The 18,336-nt window shown below is 57.3% G+C and carries 21 protein-coding genes and 3 pseudogenes; 11 read left to right on the top strand and 13 right to left on the bottom strand.

Annotated features, from left to right (window positions below):
* Positions 1-83: 83 nt before the first annotated feature.
* The 5 genes from KZ498_RS23200 to KZ498_RS23180 form a co-directional block, all read right to left on the bottom strand.
* Entirely contained in the window at positions 84-521 is a 438-nt protein-coding gene (locus KZ498_RS23200; protein WP_312621958.1) for a hypothetical protein, read from the bottom strand.
* A gap of 97 nt (positions 522-618) precedes the next feature.
* Complete coding sequence (locus KZ498_RS23195) at positions 619-1,446, bottom strand: hypothetical protein (RefSeq protein ID WP_312621957.1); 828 nt, start codon at positions 1,444-1,446, stop codon at positions 619-621.
* Complete coding sequence (locus KZ498_RS23190; protein ID WP_312621956.1) at positions 1,439-2,143, bottom strand: class I SAM-dependent methyltransferase; 705 nt, start codon at positions 2,141-2,143, stop codon at positions 1,439-1,441. The genes KZ498_RS23195 and KZ498_RS23190 overlap by 8 nt, the downstream gene beginning before the upstream one ends.
* An 18-nt stretch (positions 2,144-2,161) precedes the next feature.
* Entirely contained in the window at positions 2,162-3,940 is a 1,779-nt protein-coding gene (locus KZ498_RS23185; protein ID WP_312621955.1) for an alpha/beta fold hydrolase, read from the bottom strand.
* Positions 3,941-4,103: 163 nt separating this feature from the next.
* Entirely contained in the window at positions 4,104-5,027 is a 924-nt protein-coding gene (locus KZ498_RS23180; protein WP_312621954.1) for a hypothetical protein, read from the bottom strand.
* A gap of 299 nt (positions 5,028-5,326) precedes the next feature.
* Between KZ498_RS23180 and KZ498_RS23175 the strand changes: the two genes are divergently transcribed.
* Genes KZ498_RS23175 through KZ498_RS23160 form a run of 4 tightly spaced genes read left to right on the top strand, consistent with a single transcriptional unit; the run spans position 5,327 to position 7,353 of the window.
* Entirely contained in the window at positions 5,327-5,662 is a 336-nt protein-coding gene (locus tag KZ498_RS23175) for a hypothetical protein (protein ID WP_312621953.1), read from the top strand.
* A gap of 5 nt (positions 5,663-5,667) precedes the next feature.
* Positions 5,668-6,537: an FAD:protein FMN transferase gene (locus KZ498_RS23170; RefSeq protein ID WP_312621952.1), complete on the top strand. Its 870-nt coding sequence runs from the start codon at positions 5,668-5,670 to the stop codon at positions 6,535-6,537.
* On the top strand, positions 6,521-6,808 hold the full coding sequence (locus tag KZ498_RS23165) for a thrombospondin type 3 repeat-containing protein (protein ID WP_312621951.1): 288 nt from the start codon (positions 6,521-6,523) through the stop codon (positions 6,806-6,808). The genes KZ498_RS23170 and KZ498_RS23165 overlap by 17 nt, the downstream gene beginning before the upstream one ends.
* Positions 6,808-7,353 carry a hypothetical protein gene (locus tag KZ498_RS23160; RefSeq protein ID WP_312621950.1) on the top strand — a complete coding sequence of 182 codons (546 nt, stop codon included), beginning with the start codon at positions 6,808-6,810 and terminating at the stop codon, positions 7,351-7,353. Before KZ498_RS23165 ends, KZ498_RS23160 begins: the two co-directional genes overlap by 1 nt.
* On the opposite strand, the gene KZ498_RS23155 is transcribed toward KZ498_RS23160, so the two are convergent.
* Together KZ498_RS23155 and KZ498_RS23150 are read right to left on the bottom strand one after the other, a co-directional pair.
* The gene (locus KZ498_RS23155; protein WP_312621949.1) at positions 7,347-7,868 is read right to left on the bottom strand and encodes a metalloregulator ArsR/SmtB family transcription factor; all 522 of its coding nucleotides are present in this window, start codon (positions 7,866-7,868) and stop codon (positions 7,347-7,349) included. The genes KZ498_RS23160 and KZ498_RS23155 overlap by 7 nt on opposite strands.
* A 3-nt stretch (positions 7,869-7,871) precedes the next feature.
* Entirely contained in the window at positions 7,872-8,159 is a 288-nt protein-coding gene (locus KZ498_RS23150; RefSeq protein ID WP_256290875.1) for a hypothetical protein, read from the bottom strand.
* A gap of 509 nt (positions 8,160-8,668) precedes the next feature.
* Here KZ498_RS23150 and KZ498_RS23145 point away from each other — a divergent pair.
* The 5 genes and pseudogenes from KZ498_RS23145 to KZ498_RS23125 form a co-directional block, all read left to right on the top strand.
* On the top strand, positions 8,669-9,346 hold the full coding sequence (locus tag KZ498_RS23145) for a hypothetical protein (RefSeq protein ID WP_312621946.1): 678 nt from the start codon (positions 8,669-8,671) through the stop codon (positions 9,344-9,346).
* 231 nt (positions 9,347-9,577) lie between these two features.
* Complete coding sequence (locus tag KZ498_RS23140) at positions 9,578-10,189, top strand: hypothetical protein (protein ID WP_312621944.1); 612 nt, start codon at positions 9,578-9,580, stop codon at positions 10,187-10,189.
* The gene (locus KZ498_RS23135; protein ID WP_312621942.1) at positions 10,182-11,009 is read left to right on the top strand and encodes a nucleotidyl transferase AbiEii/AbiGii toxin family protein; all 828 of its coding nucleotides are present in this window, start codon (positions 10,182-10,184) and stop codon (positions 11,007-11,009) included. Before KZ498_RS23140 ends, KZ498_RS23135 begins: the two co-directional genes overlap by 8 nt.
* Positions 11,010-11,029: 20 nt before the next feature.
* Entirely contained in the window at positions 11,030-12,253 is a 1,224-nt protein-coding gene (locus tag KZ498_RS23130) for a phage integrase SAM-like domain-containing protein (protein ID WP_165897579.1), read from the top strand.
* Positions 12,254-12,782: 529 nt separating this feature from the next.
* A pseudogene (locus KZ498_RS23125) lies at positions 12,783-12,947 on the top strand (transcriptional regulator); the annotation flags it as partial.
* 11 nt (positions 12,948-12,958) lie between these two features.
* On the opposite strand, the pseudogene KZ498_RS23120 reads toward KZ498_RS23125, so the two are convergent.
* The 3 genes and pseudogenes from KZ498_RS23120 to KZ498_RS23110 form a co-directional block, all read right to left on the bottom strand.
* Positions 12,959-13,045: pseudogene (locus tag KZ498_RS23120) on the bottom strand (site-specific integrase); the annotation flags it as partial.
* 81 nt (positions 13,046-13,126) lie between these two features.
* The gene (locus KZ498_RS23115; protein WP_312621937.1) at positions 13,127-13,537 is read right to left on the bottom strand and encodes a hypothetical protein; all 411 of its coding nucleotides are present in this window, start codon (positions 13,535-13,537) and stop codon (positions 13,127-13,129) included.
* Positions 13,538-13,560: 23 nt separating this feature from the next.
* Positions 13,561-13,878 (bottom strand): DUF6516 family protein, encoded by a 318-nt coding sequence (locus tag KZ498_RS23110; protein WP_312621935.1) that lies wholly within the window; start codon positions 13,876-13,878, stop codon positions 13,561-13,563.
* A 211-nt stretch (positions 13,879-14,089) separates the two neighbouring features.
* On the opposite strand from KZ498_RS23110, the gene KZ498_RS23105 reads away from it, so the two are divergent.
* Positions 14,090-14,533, top strand: coding sequence for a hypothetical protein (locus KZ498_RS23105; protein ID WP_312621933.1), 444 nt, complete (start codon positions 14,090-14,092; stop codon positions 14,531-14,533).
* A gap of 136 nt (positions 14,534-14,669) precedes the next feature.
* Here KZ498_RS23105 and KZ498_RS23100 read toward each other — a convergent pair whose 3' ends face one another.
* Positions 14,670-15,092, bottom strand: a complete 423-nt coding sequence (locus KZ498_RS23100; protein ID WP_312621932.1) for an ATP-binding protein — start codon at positions 15,090-15,092, stop codon at positions 14,670-14,672.
* Between the two features lie 292 nt (positions 15,093-15,384).
* On the opposite strand from KZ498_RS23100, the gene KZ498_RS23095 reads away from it, so the two are divergent.
* The gene (locus tag KZ498_RS23095) at positions 15,385-16,800 is read left to right on the top strand and encodes a PQQ-binding-like beta-propeller repeat protein (RefSeq protein ID WP_312621930.1); all 1,416 of its coding nucleotides are present in this window, start codon (positions 15,385-15,387) and stop codon (positions 16,798-16,800) included.
* 416 nt (positions 16,801-17,216) lie between these two features.
* Here KZ498_RS23095 and KZ498_RS23090 read toward each other — a convergent pair.
* Together KZ498_RS23090 and KZ498_RS23085 are read right to left on the bottom strand one after the other, a co-directional pair.
* Positions 17,217-17,477: pseudogene (locus tag KZ498_RS23090) on the bottom strand (hypothetical protein); the annotation flags it as partial.
* A 101-nt stretch (positions 17,478-17,578) separates the two neighbouring features.
* Positions 17,579-18,259 carry a heme-binding protein gene (locus KZ498_RS23085; protein WP_312621928.1) on the bottom strand — a complete coding sequence of 227 codons (681 nt, stop codon included), beginning with the start codon at positions 18,257-18,259 and terminating at the stop codon, positions 17,579-17,581.
* Positions 18,260-18,336 lie beyond the last annotated feature (77 nt).

Raw genomic sequence — 18,336 nt, 5'->3', positions numbered from 1 at the left:
GCCGTTCTCTCACGGGCAACTACAGCACAGTCGTCCGGTTACGACACGAGGGAGACTATTTCGAGAACGCACAATGGGCTGGGTCATTCAACGCCCGTTTCAATATCAAACTGCCAGTACAGAATAAATACACTGGCGGACAACGCTGCCCAGAGATGGAATCCTTCGGTTACTCCCCAGAAACCGACTGTTCCGACTGCCCATACTGTGAATAACAGTACTGAAACTCCGATCCATACTAAACGGTGTTTCTGGTTGTCTCGGATGTGGAGAAGATAAGCAGCTGCCCCAAGTATCCCGATCAGCCCCCAGAAAAGCCCCCGTAGTTCCGGAGACGAACGATTCTGCTCGTTCGCCCTTCGATACACGTACTGCCCCACGAGCACCCAGAAAAATAAAAATACCAGGCTTGATCTGAACCAATTCATGCCAAAAGCAAGGATACAATCAAAAAAGAGTACCCTTGATGAATATTCACTTGTGCCGAAACCATCCCTGCCGAGAAAATTCCGACAGTCCATTGTAGGTCTACAAGAGTTGGTGATGTAGGATTAGTCTTCTAGGGGTCCGGTTGGTCGTTCACAGGGAACGACCGGTAAATCTCGGCCTGTCACTTATTCAGGCAGTCACCGCTTTCGGTTTTTGAGTGATTGTGCGATAGAACGACACAGAATACACTGCAGAGAAGCCGCCGAACAGGATCCCGCCAACGACGATGGCGAGTCCCGTCCCGACCACGATTGGGAGAGATGGCTCGGGCAAAGCAAACAGCGGCGTCGACTGCGGCGATATGAGACTGGATGCGACTGCGAAGAGACCACCGGCGAGCACACTGATCACGACGCCGATGAGTGAGTAGCCGAGCGTGCTCACGAGATGGTGGCGAACCACGGAGACACTCCGCTTGAACCCGTCCACTACATCTCTGTTTTCGAGGACAATCGCTTGCCCGTAGAACTGTGCGAAAAAGGTGAGCAGGAGATATGCGAAAACGACGATGCTGGCGGCGATACCAACTCCGACGAGGACGGTGGTGTTAGCAGCTTCCATGCCGCCTTGGAGGGCCACTGCGCCACCGAAAACCGCCACGAGTAACACGAGTATCCCGAGGGCGAAGTTGACCGCCATCAGTGCGATATACGCCACGAGAATCGAGACGTAATTGGATTTGCCGGCAGCAACGAACGTTTGGATAGTGGTCCGGCCATCGAGCGCTTCGTCGGCCATTCCGATCAGTCCGCCCTGAAGGAACGGCATTACGAGTAGGAGGATGGCCGAAACGCCCAGTGACATGGCACCACTGAGAACCGGGTTAGTCGTTGGCAGTGCAACTTGCGGCAGCTGCAACGCCATCACGATCACTACCGGCAGGAACACGACTGGATTCTCTGTGAGGGTCTTGGGCGTCTGTCGGAGGGAACTCAGGACTGGTGAGCTGTTAGTCATTGGTCTGGGTGGGGGTAAGTTCGAAAGTGGTTATCGTGCCGAACAATCCGGTCGACATCTCCTCGACAGTGAGGCCTGCGGCGTCGACGATTTCGCGTGGTTCCTGGGTCCATCGACAGCCCATCTGTTCGTAGTGGGCATCCGCGCGCCACTCCTGGAACCGCGCGAACGGATCGACGTCACTCCGGCCGTGTTCGACCAGGCGGATCGTTCCATCGGGCTTGCAGACCCGGTCCATCTCCCGGAGAGCAGCGACGGGATCGGGGAACGTACAGGTCGAGAGGGCCGAAATCACCGAATCGAAGCTATCGTCTGCAAAGTCGAGACTCTGAGCGTCTATCTCACGGAGCGTTCCGTCTCTGCCGAGGTCATCGAGTTTCGCGTCCGCGTTTGCCAGCATCTCCGGGCTGATATCGATGCCGACGAGTTCGGCCGTCTCCGGAACGTATTGGAAGTTCGTCCCGGTACCACAGGCGACATCCAGCACCCTGCCCTCGACATCTCCGAATCGGTCCCGGCGATGGCCGCCAATTACGAGTCGATCCAGCCACTCGAACCAGCCCATCCTGTCCGCGACGTCGGCGTACGAATCTTTGATTTCCGACACCGACATCGGTCGGTTCGCTGCCGGGCCGCTGTCAGTTTGTTGGTCCGGTCCATGCGCTCGGACGTGTTCCGCGTGTTCTGTTGATGTCATTGGTATGCTCTGGGTGGTTCAGACGTGTGAACTGAAGAACTCGACAACCCGCGTGATGTACTCGATTCGATTCTCCGTCTGCACGACGCCGTGGCCTTCATCGTCGAACAACAGGTACTCGTGATCGATGTCCCGCTTTTCCAGAGCGGAGACGAGTTGCTCCGCCTCACTCTGTGGAACTCGCGGGTCGTTGCCACCCTGAACGACCAGAAGCGGCACGTCGATGTCCTCAGCATAGGTGATCGGTGACCGCTCCTCGTACAGAGCTGGCTTTTCGTCGGGCCTTCCACCGAGTTTTCGCATGAGCATGTCGCCGACGTACTCCCGGGCATCCTCGATAGTCGTCTCCCAGTTGACCACGCCACAGACGCTCGAACCCATATCGAAGGCGTCGGTCGCACCGGCAGCCATCAGTGCCATGTAGCCGCCGTAGGACGCACCGAGGATGCCGACTTCTTCGCGGCCACGGTTGCGAAGATACGCTGCGCCCGCGACAACATCCGTGAGGTCGTCACCGCCGAGATCGGCGTCGCTGGCCTTCCGGAACGCGCGGCCGTAGCCGATGCTCCCGCGGAAGTCCGGAGCAAGAACCTCGAATCCGGCACGCACCAGTGCTTGCGTGGACATATCTAGACGACTGTAGTGTCGGGACTCCGGCCCACCGTGGGCCTTGACGACGCCGCCGACAGGGTCGCCCTCTGGCTCGTAGAGCCGTGCCGCAATCGCTGTCCCGTCGAACGACTCGTAGCTGATCTCTTCGGGTGTGACAGTCCGAACGTTAATTCGGCCTTCGTCGACAGTTGTCGCCCCATCTCGCCGGAGTTCGCCGGCCGTCGAAGGGCTCCAATGCTTGTAGTAGACGCTGCCGTCGCGACACGTCAGGCCCATGTTCATGCCAGTTTGCTCAATCGTCGTCACTCGCCCCTCACTGAGCCGGCACACCCGGCGGTCGCCGCCGTGGCTCTCGAAGAAGACGATGTCGCCGTCGGCCGTCCACTGGGGGTCGTACTTGTCGCGGTTGTTGACGTACCGGAGTTCGTACTCACCGTCCGGATCTGCGACCGCGAGTTCCCGGTGGCCTGTCTCGTGATTGGTCGTGAAGACGATGCCTTCCTCGGACCAGGCACCGTACCCATGGTCGGTCAGCGCGAACGACTGTTCCGAATCGGGTTCGTCGATCAAGACGTCGTCTCGGTCGAGGCGACGGTCTACGACACGGAGGGACGTGTTCTCGAGCGTGCCCGCCTGGTAGACGAGGCGGTCGCCTTCGGGAGACCACGCGTATCCCATGACCGGTTCGTCGACCGTGGAGTGTTTCGTAACCGTGCTGTCGTCGAGATCGACTGTATACAGGTCCAGCGAGCGGTCGCGGTTCGAGATGAACCCGACCTGAGTCGGGTCTGTGGGATGCTGGCGGGCCTTGACGTTCATGAATTGATCGTCGAGGACCGGCGTTATTTCGCCGCTATCCGGGTCGATCTCCAGCAGGTCGTACTGCTCGTTACCCTGTTCATCGCGACGAGCGAGGATCGTTCCGCGGCTGTCGAGCCACTGTGGGAACGTGATGTCACCGTCGACATCGGTGAGTTGGTCGCTGGGTGTGTGCAGATCGTAGCCATTGTCGCCGTAGGCTGCATAGACGAGCGTTTCATCGGGTGTCTCCGTGTAACCGGAGACACCATGTGCATCGGCGAGTTGCTGTAGGTAGTTGGCTAACTGTTCAATGGGGCGGTGGTCCGTGGTGGGTTCAGGTGCCGTCATCAGGGCGATCACTGTGTTCCGCACTTGGGATGTCACACGTGGCACCCATAAGAGTTATTGAATAATTGATATATTATCGAGTCTGTTTCAAAATTTCGTTTGAGTGGCTCAACAGAGAAAAGCGATAATTTGGAGCGAATTTGTCGATTACAACCCAATGCGGCTGGATTCGCTAAAACTTACTTTTGAAAATATTCTGTTATGATTGGGATTCGTTTTGATCTCTACGGCGGACGCGCTCGGTTCGCGTGACGCCTGCACTCTCGTCAAGGAACAATCTGAGCGAGGAGGTATCACGACGCAACTCGACGCGATACTTTTCGGAGTTGGTATCGGCCCGTTCTGAGGACCATCTTCCGTCGTGCAGGTAGCGGTTGAACTCCCACACGCCGGACCCCAAGATGTCGACCCCATGTTCCCAATGGAACGATATCGACTCCGGATGATACGCGGCAGCGGCCGGCAGCGGAAGGCTCAAAAACCGCAGACAGTCCTGACATTCATTTACAGTTATAAAGGAGACTAGCCCTTCTTCAGGAAACGGAATATCCGCAGCGTCCCATACCTCGGTCTCGATGCGCCCTGCACAATCCGGACAGACACCACGACGAGCTTTGAGCAAGTCGGCAGCCTGTTCCCTGATGACAGCGTCGATCAAGTCGTCACCGCTCCGTTCACGGACCTGCGCCGGCCGGACACGATATGCGTTTGCACCACGGTCACAGACCGTGCAGTACACCATGAAATACTGATCTTCAAGCACCGCCCGCACAGTCGTTTCACCACAGAATTGACACCCGCCTTCTGTCTCGATGGATCCAATATCGGATGGCTGGTGATAGTTCTCGGCCAGGACGAATCGAACCATCTGCTCGCCGGCGTGAGTGAACGCGTAGCCGTCGTCGTGCTTGCGGAGGAATGTCCCGGTTAGTTCTCCGAGATGGTACGACAGTTTCGACGTATTATCGACCTCGACCCGGTGGTAAATGTCTGAGAACGATAGCGAAGCCATGCCAGTTTGCTTCTTTTCGTTCTGTGCGAGTGCGACCGTTCGGAGGATGTCGAGTCGGATTTCGTCTGACAAGAGCCCGAAGACCTCGTCAGCTGACCGTTCGGTCTCCATGTACGGTAACAAGTTGCAGCGTTATTGAAACTACGGTCACAGCAGTCAGCTACCAACTCATCAATCTCCCAGGATCCGGGGAAGTGCAGTGTGTTTGGATCATCGCATATACGCGCAATCTCTGGTCTATAACTCTTGGCTGAGATCGCTCCATATTGAACCGATTCGATAGCTGTACGAAAATTCGATGCTTGGACGCGAACGACTTACTACGATTGTCTTCACCCGCTATTTGCAATGGCAGAACGCAACGACAGACAGGTCGAAGATACCGATTCTAAACCGAGAGGTAGCTAATCATGCGCGTTCCCGTCCCGCAAAACAAACTCGTCACCTTCACGCTCGTCGGTGCGCTCCTCACAGCCGGTATCGCCGGGGCCCTTGCGCTGCCCGGTGGCGGCCTCTCACAGGCTGGTGGGCAACCTGGCTCGCCAGATACGACCGCGTCGAACGCATCAGAACAGGTCGCCGAAGATGCGCCGACGCCGTATCAGGAGTTCACCCCGGCAGTCCAGACCCAGTCCGGCTACGAGGACGAGGACCACGAGGAGTACGAAGAAGACGACGAACATGAAGAGGAGGAGGAGGAATACGAAGAGGAATACGAGGACGACGAAAACAAAGAGGACGAGTGACCGAGATGATGGGCTCGCTCGCATCGGTGTACGAACGGTTCGGGGATACCCACCGCGCGTTCAACTGTTGTGACACGACGTTTCGGGTTCAGGCGGCGGGCGTCCGTGCCGACGCTGCGGTGACTGCGGCTCAAGAAACGGCAGAATCACTCGAAGCACAGCTGAATGCCTTCGATGCGGCCAGTGCCGTCAGCCAGCTCAACGGTGACGGCGAGGTCGCAAACGAACACGTCGCGCGTATCGTCCGCCGAGGGCTCGAATACAACGACCGGACTGAGGGGGTGTTCGATATTCATCAGGGCCGCGTCGAACACGATCTCAAAACGTTCCTACGTGGTGACAGTGAAACACCACCAACGGAGTTTGATGCCGGAACTGTCCGAATTAGTGGATCGCACGTCACTACCGACGTCGAACTTGGCCTCAATGGTCTCGCCAAAGGATACATCGTTGACCGGGCCAGCGAGGCACTCGGTGGTGTTGGTCGACGTGGGTTCGTCAGTGGTGGTGGGGATATGTCTCCACCGACGGGCCCGGTCGCTATCGAAAGCCCGTACGGCGACGACACACCGCTGAAGCTCCTCGACACGGACTGGTACGTCGCTACATCCGGCGGATACAGACGCTCGCGAAACGGCACTGACCACATCTACGATCCGACCACCGAGTCGCTCGGCGCTCGTCACGAGTCCGTCACCGTCGTGGCGCGCCGAGACTGTATGGAAGCCGACGCCCTGGCGACGACGCTTGCGGCGCTCCCACTTGCCGAGGCACGCGAATTAGCGGCGGAGTGGGAGAGGCTGGAGGCACTCATTGTCCACGATGGTGTCTTTAATACGACCGAAGGGTTTGAGACACATGTCTTGGACACATAAACAACGAATCACCGTTGTGGCGATCGTCGTCTTGGTGGTGGCTATCCCTGCCCTCTGGCAGATCGGAGACGTGCGTGCCGCCCAAGCGACCGAAGAGAAGCAAAGCGACCTCGTCGAGCAGACCGTGTCGACGCGACAGGCCCCGGCCGATTACGATGGTGACGGCATCAACGACTCCGCCGACAGATGTCCGAGACGACCGGAAACAACGAACGGATTCCAGGACGCGGACGGCTGTCCAGATGTCGTCGAAACGACGGGAGCATCCTGATGTCACAGCTCGTCTGGCTCCTCGACCGAGGTGCCGCGCTCGTCACGTATCCGTCGCTGTATCTGGCGGTTCTCACGGGGATTCTCTCCAACACCGAGTCGTTCGGCGTGCTCCACGAGACCGCTCAACGCATCCACATCGAACTCTCCGTGTTCGCGATGCTCGTCACGCTACTGCACGCGGGGCTGGGCGTCCTCGACGCGTGGTTCGTCGTCACCGGCCAGGTTCCAGCGCCGGCATACTCGATGCCGTACTTTCTCGGCGGCATCACCGTAGGTGCGGGGGCACTGCTCATGCTCGTCGTCGCAGTGCTTGGCTTTACTGACGCAAAACGCTTCCAGCGCCCCTGGGGCCCACGCGTCGTCCACTCGTTCGCGTACGCTGGGTTCGCGTTCGGGACGGTTCACGCGGCCGCAGTCGGGACTGATCTGACGGGACTCATCCGTACTCTGCTGGGACCCTCAGTGGCGTTTCTCGTGTACGTGCTCCTGTTGCGCCTGTTGGTGCTTCGAGGGATACCGTCGAACACAACGCCGGGTCAGTAGCTGTCCCAGAGGCCTAGGATACGGTCGACAACTTTGTCTGTAAACGAGCGCCGGTGAACCGTGTAGAGGTATTTGACCCTATCAGGATCGTTGACCTCGTAAACGACGCTTCGACCATCGCGCTCTTTCGTGACGAGGTCGGCTTCGGCGAGTTTCGAAAGATGCCACGAAACGGTCGACTGGGCTTTGTCGAGGCGGTCGCTCAGGTCAGTCGTCGAGAGCGGGCCGTCCGTGAGAAGATGTGCGAGGATGCGGCGACTGTATTCCCGCCGCAGCGCGTTCATAACTGTCCGATCAGTTTCGTCGAACTCGGCGGCCGGATAGTACCGCGTGTACTTGCCGTCGTCCGAGACATCGATTAGGCCCTCGTCGGCGAGCCATCTGAGCTGGTACTGGAGTGTCCCCTGCGCGTACTCGAGTTCGTCGAGGATCGCCCGGAAATGAACGCCTGGCGTGTCGGCTATCCGCTGGTAGATTGCCCGCCGAGATGCCAGTTCGAGGTCCGGGTCCGACATTCCTCAGTCCCGCGTCAAAGCGACGAAAAACGCCAGGAGGCCACCAAGGATGAGGATTGCACTCCCGTGTTCGAGCAATTCGAGCGTTGCGTACGGAAAATACGGAAGCAACGGATACTCGAGAAATACGATGAGTCCGTAGACTGCGAACATCGCGTACCCGAGCGTGACGATTCGCATACGGCCATCGCGTTCCCGTCGCCATGCGAGGAAGCTGAGGACACTGAGCCCTGCAGCGAGGACGAAGATACCGAGACTGACGTACTGTTCGAGGAGTTGCGCGAGGGGCATACGTTGCTATCTGTATATACGGCCGGTGCGGTGCACTCAGTTATCGGTATAACTCAACAGATGGAGGTGTACGAGAAAACGATTGGCGTTCAACCATCGAATCCAATCTTATGCATTGAGACGACCAGTCGCAACTTCTCTACGAGCAGTTGCTTCGGACCCAATTTATCAACCCACGTCGCAACTGTACTCGTCGCTACGGGGGCAGGTGCACCAAAATCCACTTAGACATGGCAGAATTAAATAAGCGTAGGGCCTTTAGATCCAGATTCAAGGGGTGCGAGACGCGAAGCGTCTCGTCATCACGGAAGACGAAGTCGTCTGAATATCCTGTGGCGGGTGGCCTGTAGAAAGGACGCCCGTTTACCTCGGATATGCGACCCATCGCACCTCTCGGGGCGAGCCACGTAGAATGGGCGAATTTTCCACACCAAGCAGGGTATGGCTCACATACCTGTTTGACCATCGTGAAACCGTTTATTTTCGGAGACGGTACGGCCATCTATACAATGCCGATTACACGTCGTCGTCTCGTGGAGGCACTCGGTAGCAGTGGTGCAGTTCTTTCCACAGCCGGGTGTCTTGCTCTCGATGGGACTGCTTCAAACGGGACCCCAAGCGACACAGAGGCACAAACAGAAACACCAGCAGGCATAGATACGCAGACAGAGGCGCCGACGTCGACCGGTGGATGGGCAACGAATATTCCAGAGACGCCCCCGGAAGTGTCCTGCTCGGCCGTTTCCCGGCCGATGGCCGAGTCGGTCGACCGTGAAGAGGCGCCTGCACCCCGAGAGTATCCTGGACAGCCGCCATCAGAACCAGCAGGCGAGGCTGCGGTAGAGTATGTCACCAGGTTTGAGGTGGCCTTCCGGCAGAACGCCGAGATGGAAGCGAACAACGACGTGACGAATGACAGATACGTGACGCGGTTCGACATCACTGTCCAGAACTCCTGGGTCGCTGCAGGCCCCTCGGATTCGTCCGTTGTCCGACTACAGTACATCGGCTCCGGAGCTATTCACTCCGGTTCGGAGTTCGATTATGTCACCCAGTACGTCACGTACTATGTCGATTCGAAACGCGTGGTCCGGGCCAGAACGACGCAGTACGATTTCGAGGGAACTGATGCGTTTGACCCCGATCCCTGGGCGGACGGAGACCCAGTGGCCTGTTTCGAGGGATAGGACCTCACGAAAGGTGATGTCGCTTCGGAACCATGTATTGAGATTTCCCAGTAGCTATGCAAGATACTGCGCGTGTACTGGCCGTTGGGTGCCTCGGTCGAGCATGCCGAAATAATCACGAGCGACGCCCCTACAAAGCTTCCCGAGTCTGTGTTTCGGTTAGCGATATAAGTTTGTGTGATAGCCGAACGTTCGGTTAAGTATATAAGTATAGCTGATAACCTAGATAGCATGCTGCTCGAGAAACCGGCCCGGCAACGGGGATATAAAAAAGAGCGTCTTCACCGGGTACTCCTGAATCATCCCGCTGAGGAACTGAGCCGGTACGAAATTACGCAGCGTGCGAAGGTTTCGAAGGGATGGGCCTACGATTATTTCGAGCAGCTTGAATCAAAGGGACTACTTCAAGATTCAACAGTCACAGACCCTGAAGATCTCTACCATCACTGGCTCGAGACACGCATCGAACCGAATACTGTCCGTGTTTCGTTTCAACAACCACTCTCGCAGATACGCGACGCTGCCCTCGATTATGCACTCACGACGTACGAGGCCGAACAGGTCCACCAGGGATTTCTTTTCAGTTCCTCGACTGACCTCTACATCCGGGAAGATGATATCCCGACGTGGCTCGACATCATCGAAGAGAACGGCTTGATCGGCGGTGGAAACACGGAATTTCGAGCAACTGACGAACACGTCTTCTATAACGCACAGACAATCAACGATGTCACGACTGTCTCAGTCCCACAGCTGATCGTCGATCTCCTTGACGAGGATGGGCCTGCAGTTCAAGCCGCGAATCGTCTCATAGAGACTCATCATGGTGTGAACGATGAGTAACGCGGATCAGAGCCAATACGCGGAAGCCGTCACGACACTCTCGGAGACAGAGCTGCAAGATGTTGTTGCAGTAGCTGAACCTCCAGCGTGTCTGCTGGGCGGGTGGGCTGTCCATTTACACGTCACCGACGGATTCCAGGAGGCACACGGCCGTCCATACATCGGATCGCGAGATATTGACCTCGGCGTCCATATTGACTCGGAATGGTCGGAAGCAGAACTTGTAGCGACCCCAGTCGCGACGACGCTCGAACGAATCGAAGGCGAACTTGGCTATCGCCGTGGTCGATTCGGGTTCTACCAGCAGTTCCACCGTGAAACCGGTAATCGCCTCACCGAGGACGAAGCGCGGGGACAGCCGGCACATAACATCTTTCGGGTGGATATCGACATCATTCCGGACACGACAGCACTCGACGCGTTCGAAGACAGCTTTGGATTTCGCCCTCCAGCAGAGCCACTTCTTGCCCCTGTGTTCCGGGACAACGAGGGTGACGCGCTCGATGAGTACGTATCTTGGTCAGCACCGGAAGCGGCCCTAATCGCCCCAGCCGCTTCGCTTGCAGCCATGAAAATTCGCGCGTTTCCTGAACGTGATAAGAGCCACAAGCAATTGAAAGACCTCGCCGACCTCCATGCGCTGCTCTGGTACACTGGGGATTATGCAGACATGCGGTCGGCTGCACGTGACCGTGTTCCAGATGACGACGTAGACACGTTTCAGCGAGCTGTTGCCGACGGCCTGTACCAGCAGGCTGGGAGTCTCATAGGGGTCGATTCAACAGTTGTCCGACAATCAATCGAGCAACTATTCATCTGACTGTCCCCGTACCGAACCGGATGATTCAAATCAGCCCTGCGACATCCGATGGTTCGACACTGTTTGTGGATTCTTTCGAGCGCTACCTCCAAGACACGGGTAAGGGCCGTAATGGAAACGGCGGAAACTACCGACGAAATGCAGCCCGGGAACTCGAACGATTCGCTCAGTGGGCTGCCGGTGACCGTGGTCGGAGCGAGTGGACGGGAATCTTGCCCGACAATGTCGACCGCGACCTGACCTTCCAAGATCTGGATGAACGAGTGTTCCGGGCGTACGCCCGGTATCTCGGCAGTGACCGCGCACTCAAGCAAAACACTATCCACACGTACTATCACTACATTTCTGCGTGGTGTGGCTGGTGCGTGAACGAGGGATATCTTGAGGGGCACTTCGCCCGACGGGCGAGCGCGATGGCCCCGCTCCCAGAGGAGGACGGCCGCAAACCTGGCGACCAGCAGATCTGGACCTCCGAGCAACGCCACACACTCACCCGATACGTCGACGACCAAGTCCGCGATACAATCGAAACGTACAGAACGCTCCCAGAGGATGTTGATTCCCTTGACAGGCAGCGAGCACGATACAGGATTCTGAAGACGGCCCGTGATCGCGCTCTTGTCTTTGTTATCGCATACACAGCTGTTCGAGTTGGTGAAATCCTTCGTGACCCGAACGATCCACGGCGGCGTGGGGTCCAGTGGGGAGAGATTTCGCTAGACGACGGGAGCATGGATGTCTACCGGAAGAAACAGCAGTGGGATGTTGCAAGTCTCCCCGGGCCAGTGATTGCGCCCCTTCGGAGCTATCGAAGGCTGATGGACCCACCGACGGTACAATGGCCAGTGTTCCCCACGTTCGACCAGCGGACGCTCGCGACGCTCGTCCAAGACGGGTCAGGTACAATCGAGGAGCAACGTGACGAGTACGCTCGGGACTTCTTGTTGGCTCTCGACGAGAACATCCACCCGCCGTCGATTACGACGGATGGAGCACGGTCGATTCTCCAGCGGCTCTCAGACGAGGCGGAGGTCGATATCGAGCATCCGAAGCACGATTATCTAGCTCCCCATGGTGGACGACGGGGAATGGGAGAAATTCTTGTCCGCGGATTCGGGTACACGGTTGCCGCCCGGTATCTCGACAACTCGGAAAAGATGATTCGTGACCGCTACTCGCACATTGAGGCCGACGAGTTAGGTGAGCTCGCGACCGAAGCAATCAACGAGATCGATTCTATTTGAACCGGCGGAGAACGCAATTGATTGCTGGCCGATGGTGCCAAGCCGATTGAACCCACCTGCATGCGTCGAGAAGCATGACCAATATCTTGGGGAGAGCAGCCACCTCTGATTGCTCTGAAACACTATTATTGGGTCTGGTGAGAGAACTCCGATAGAAAGGTCATCAATCAAAACGCATGAGTCATATATGATTGTAGGCGACTAACCCGGTTTGCATTGTATGTCCACAGCCCGCGCCAGACATTTGTATCAATTTCGACGGCAACTAATGCCATTGGCCCTTTCCGAGCTTCGTCGGTACGACTGCCATCTGGCGGTTGAAAGAGTACAACCCACGACCGGCGGTACTCTACCGATGACCCTTCATGGACAGTGGCATTGAGACCTTCGACAACAGTTGGATCATCTTGTATGCCATAGACATGCGTCTCAACAGCGGTCTCACTGAGCCACTCATAGATTTTCCGGGTCCCGTACTCATCGTCAAGCCGAGACAAGCGCTGGAACGTCGCATGAAGCGCCCCTTCTTCAGCAGGTCCACCGGAACATCTCCGAACTGGCAGCCATCGACATTATCGAGTTCGAAGGTGGCGGGTCGGGTCAGGCGAAGAAGCCACTGTTAGCCTACGATGGTCTCGAAATCGACATCCCGTTTCATGGATCGAGCGAGAATACCGACACTGTCGCACCGTAGTCCTGCTTCAGTCAGAGGACGGCTTCTGCGAAGGCCTCGTCGATGACATCCTCATTCGGTGCGTTCAGGTAGGACTCGATAGCGGCGAAGGAGTCCCAGTCCCATCGCGATGCGGGGAATCGACATCGGTGGTAGCGTGGGCTCTGCCAGTTGAGAAGTAGTTGCTTGTGGTCGCCCGTTCACGCACTGGCCGGTGTGGTATCGATGTCGTCGACGAGCGGGTAATCGATGTGCATCTCGATCCGGTCGAATGGGACGACTGGCTGCATCGCGCCACCGGGGCCACCCTCTTCGAGTTCGAGTATTCCGAGGACCTCCAGATGTTTGAGATCCGAGTGGACATCGGAGACGTCGCGATCAACGAGACGGGCGGCCTCGCGCATGCTCTGGGGGTTGTTCTCGGCGATGGCCTGGATAAGCTCCAGGCGAAGGGGGGTGAGGCTGTCAACGAGGTCGTTGTAACTCCCGAACTGAATGACTACCTTCTCATCGTGCTCGCTCTGCTCGTTCGACTCCACGTCCTGAACGAATTGCAGTGCGTCCTCACGGAGCTGTTCTCGGTCGCCGGCGGTGATGTGGAGTGTCGTCATGATTGTCTGGTTGGTCGCTGTGGTCAGTAGGGCCGATCCGGGCCGCCGTCGACGGCATCCCAGTACTCGTCTGCACTCGTCCAGAATTCGATGAGGCGTTCTTCCATTCCGGGGAACGCAACGTCATCGACATCGCCAGCCGCGGTATGATGTTCATGGCCTTTGGTGTCTTCGTGTGCGTTGTCGTACCGGACGAGCGTCAGGTCTTCCAGTGTGCCCAGATGGAGCGTGTACTTCCAGCCTGAGGGGTATGTCTCAGTATCCTCCGTCCGCCGGACAACAACGTTCTCGACGAGCCCGGCTTCGACATGGGTATACTGGAAAGTCCGCTCTGTGGGCATCCGCTACCTGTTGGTCTGTTTCCCAACACTGTAAGTGTGTTGGGCAGCGGCCCAACATCACTGGTGACCGACTCGGGATGTCAGAGGCCAGTTACCAAGGTGATTGATTTCAAGACTGCTGGGGATGAACCACCTGCCCAATAGGTGTGCTCATTGCTTACTATACGTAGCCCGGAATTTATTTTCTCCTAGAGAATCTGCTGATTTATGAATGCCCTCTGACCCCTCATCACCCCCTCTCCAAGAAAACCGACCGTCTCGACGAGGAATACTTGCAACTCTCGGGACGATGGCGGCCATATCAACTGCTGGCTGCAGTGCAGTGATTCCGGGTAGCGACTCCAATAGTGATGATGACTCTATCGAGGTAACTGTCGGGAATGAGACTGACTCAGAGGTAGCGATAGCAGTCCGTGTTATAGATAGCGAAGAGGAGACTCTTTTCAGCCACGTGTTCTCCGTTGAATCTGGAAAGATGATTGGACGCGGAGCCATCAAAACAACTCCCGCAAAAATACATGTTTTCACCGCAGATGGCGTCTCTCGCACATGGAAATATGCACCCGATTTGCCACCAGAGTTCGATTGTGAACTCAAAGACATCGGACTCACGCTGCGTCAAGATAATACAATTGAGCCGTGGTACACATGCTAACTGTAGTCCCTATACTGAGCAGTTCGAGTAGCACACATCGAGTGCCGAACTGGTGGCTGATACGCGATGTGTATGTAGCAGTACCGTTTCGAACTAATCAGTATCTGTCAGTAACGGCGTGACCGATACAGAGCATCTATTCAGCAACCTTGATACCCGTGACCTCGAAGCGTGCCCCGCCGTCGGAACCGTCAGTGACTCGAATGTCCCAGCCGTGGGCGTCGGCGATTTGTTGCACGATGCTCAGCCCGAATCCTGTTCCGTCCTCTGTGGTCGAGTATCCCGCATCGAACACGTCCTCGAGCTCATCGACGGGAATCCCTGGGCCGTCGTCCTCGATATAGAAGCCGTCGGGGAGGGCACCTACGGACACGGCCACGTCGTCGCCACCGTGTTCGATGGCGTTGCGGTAGAGGTTTTCCAGAAGCTGTTGGAGTCGGCTCTGGTCAGAGCGAATCGTCCGATCAATGTCAACGGAGAACGTTGCCTCGCCAGTTGCGACGTTATTCCAACAATTCTCGGTGAGCGTTCCGAGATCAACCGTTTCGATGTCGTCCACTCGGTTCCCTTCCCGTGCCAGCGCCAGGAGATCACGCTCTTTCGGGGTAATTACTCCTGCGTCCGTATCTCTCGGGGGATCGGGATTTCGAGGTGTTTGATTTTTGTCGGTGGAGGAATCCTCCTGGTTCGGACTCTCGTGGGGTGCGGTAGAATCCTCAAAACGACGGCGGTAGCGGGAGTGATCGGTTATAGTGAAGGGCAGAGCAACGGTCGATAGAGTGTTCTCCTAACTGGGATACTACTCATCCGTACGGTCGTCGCCAGATATTTTTTCTATAGGTGCTAGCCAAATGTCAATGCCCTCCCTGTCCCGTCGTGATGCCCTCCGAACAATTGGTCTCGCCGGCGTAGCTAGCGTCGCTGGTTGCAGTTCACTTGATCTCGGCAATGGATCGAACGAACGCCCACCAGATTCATTAGGAACGTCTTGGTTGCCCTCGACGGAAGACTGGCGCTTCCAGTACGCGAATTTACAGAATACAGCACGGAGTCCCCATGAGATTCAGACCCCACCGACCATTGAGTGGCAGCACCGCATTACTGATACCCCCTCAGCCTCGCTAATCGCTGGCGAGCTAGTCGCTTCGACCGCTGACCAAGTGATTACTGCAGGTCGGTTCGACAGCGAAGTTCACCTGCGTGCCTACGGTGGTATCAATGGCAAGCTCCGATGGAACCGCCGTATCCAGTATCAGCCAGGGCGTCGAACACCCCGACTCGGCGGCCTTGTCGATGGCTCACTCTACATGACTGACGGCGGTACTGATGTTCTCGCCGTGAATGCAGCCGACGGCACGGTTCGCTGGCGACGAAACCTCTACGACCGGGTCGCCAACGCAGTGCCCGAGAAGTTCCTGTCCCCGTCTAACTCTGCGGTGGGCTTTTCACCCATTCCAGTAGCGACACCAGAGACTGTGTATATTCAGAGTAGTTACGGGTTGCACGGGCTCAAACCCGAAGATGGAAGCGAACGGTGGCGGTTGTATCTGGGCGATCATATTGATGAAGCTTCCCTTGAAGATCCCTACGGTCTGGCGGTGACTGACCGACAGGTGTGGGCGAGTTATGGTGGCCACGTGCAGGCACTGTTCACGGTCCGGCTGACTGACGGCAGCCTCGAAGTCGAGCGGACGCACCTGCCGTTCGAATTTCCGTCACTTCCGGTGGTCACGGGTGACCGAGAAGCAGTCCTCACACACGATATTGTGTGGGGGACAAGTCCCCAAGAGACGTTGGCGGTCGGTGTGGCTGGCGAGGATGTGGAATGGCAGTTCCCCGGGCATGCGGGCGAGGGTGCGGCAGCCTACTCGCCGTTGGCAACTGATGGCGACCGCGTATTCGTTGCTGCGAGCCACGAAAAGCAGGAGCAGTTAGTCGTGTTCGCATTGCAGGCGGCAACGGGGAAACTGGAATGGTCCCAGCATAAGTCACTCACGGACCGGAACGTGACGGTCGGTGCTGATGGTGAATTCAGGCTCTGTCAGCCTGCGGTGATCGGTGAGACGCTGGTCGTCGGATACGGAAACAATCCTGAGCAGGGAACGGGGAGGGGCGAGGTAGTTGCGCTCTCACGTGCGGCGGGTCGCGTCCAGTGGCGTTCCACCTTCTCGGTCGCTCCCCAAGACGTGATGATGACGAGTAATCGGCTCTACGTCGGTGGGCAACAGGGCAGCGTCGTTGCGCTGACAGGCGACGACTCGGGCTAACGGCACGCCGATACTCACAGGGAACAAGATTTAGCCGGTGCTTGACTTACCAGATCGCCGCTCAATATTGTTAGCAGTTGAAGATTTCAACAGATGAGATCTACTCAATGAATTGGGTGTCTAAGAGTAGACAATTCTTTCACCTGTATCGACCAATTGCGATCCCTACTAATTGTGATTCTCTCGGTGCAAGATACGCGCGCTGTGCTGACCGAATCGAGGAAGAGCGAAGAACGGGTATGTGAACCGTTATATAAGACCCTCGAACGACTTGCTTGGCTCCCTGTCAACAACCTGGAGCGGCATAGACTTCTGTGAGAATGGAGTTCAAGCACATCCTCAAAGACCAAACTGAGGAGCGTTCCCAGCAGCAAGGACTCATATGAAGTCGGCCGGAGGCTTGCCGATCTCCCCGATTAGACGTACTCGTTGAACCAGTCTGGTGCGCCCGTGTACTCGGCCCAGCATCGTTTGTGACAGGGCTCTCCTCGGGCATTCGGAATCGCTTGGTCCAGATCGACCATCTCCCCGCACAGATCACACTCGGCGCGGTGGCCCATCTGCCGCTGCTCAACAGAGAGATTCTTCGTCTCGATGTAGAGTTCGTGCAATGCCCTCGGCGTGAGCCGGCCCAGTACTTTCTCGCGGTCGTTTTCGTCTCGCTTCTCTGGTGTGTACTCCCCCATTTCGTCATGGAACGGGGAATGATGCGCGGCATCAAAGCGCGTGCCGAACGGACCGGACGAACTGGAGACGACCCGTCGCCAGCGTAGTCCCGTCACGCGCCGCTTGCGGGCTCTTCGACGGGAACGGACACCTCGTTCCGCCGCATGAACGGCGGCATCCAAGGGTCGTTGTACTGGAGCACTGCCCCCTGACCGCGTCTCTCGATACCTCGTTCGTCGAGGGCGGCGAAGAGTCGCTGGCGTTCCCGTTCGATACGGTCGTCGGTCGCGTACCACGAGAACCGCCCCACCGCGACCGTCCGCGACGGTTCGACGACGAGTCGAACGTCCGGATCGGTGGGGACGGGAGCCGTCTCGGCCGTGTACGTCGGCGGCAAGTAAAACGCCATGGTGACCGTCTCCGCTTCCCGATCCGTACGTACGGGAGCCGTCATAGGTACGGCCGCACCTTCACGACGAAGCGTTCGGACGGGCGCAGTCGTCGATATCGCCTCGCTTCGGGTGGTGACGGGCGCCGTCATCGCGACCGTTTCGCTCTCTTCGTTCGCTCCCGTAATGTACCGGAAAAGTCGCCGGAAGGCAGTTCCCGAATCGGCCGCCGTCGTCTCGACGAGCACCGTCCGTGGGTATCGGCGAAGTTCGACGCCGTCGAACTTTTCGAGGGGTTCGTACGGGACACGTTCGATCGTCCGACTGTCGTACACCCCCCACCCAACCCACAGCGTGAACAGTCCGCCGAGAATCCCGAGGACGGCTTTCGTTAGCGAGCGCATACGTGAAATACGTCGTCGTCGGTCAAAAGCTCAGTTACCGGACACCTCTTCGGAAGCCGAGGTGACGCAGTACGGGA

Source organism: Haloarcula sp. 1CSR25-25, from assembly GCF_032027985.1.
Taxonomy (GTDB): domain Archaea; phylum Halobacteriota; class Halobacteria; order Halobacteriales; family Haloarculaceae; genus Haloarcula.
This window is presented reverse-complemented; position numbering and strand designations above follow the sequence as displayed.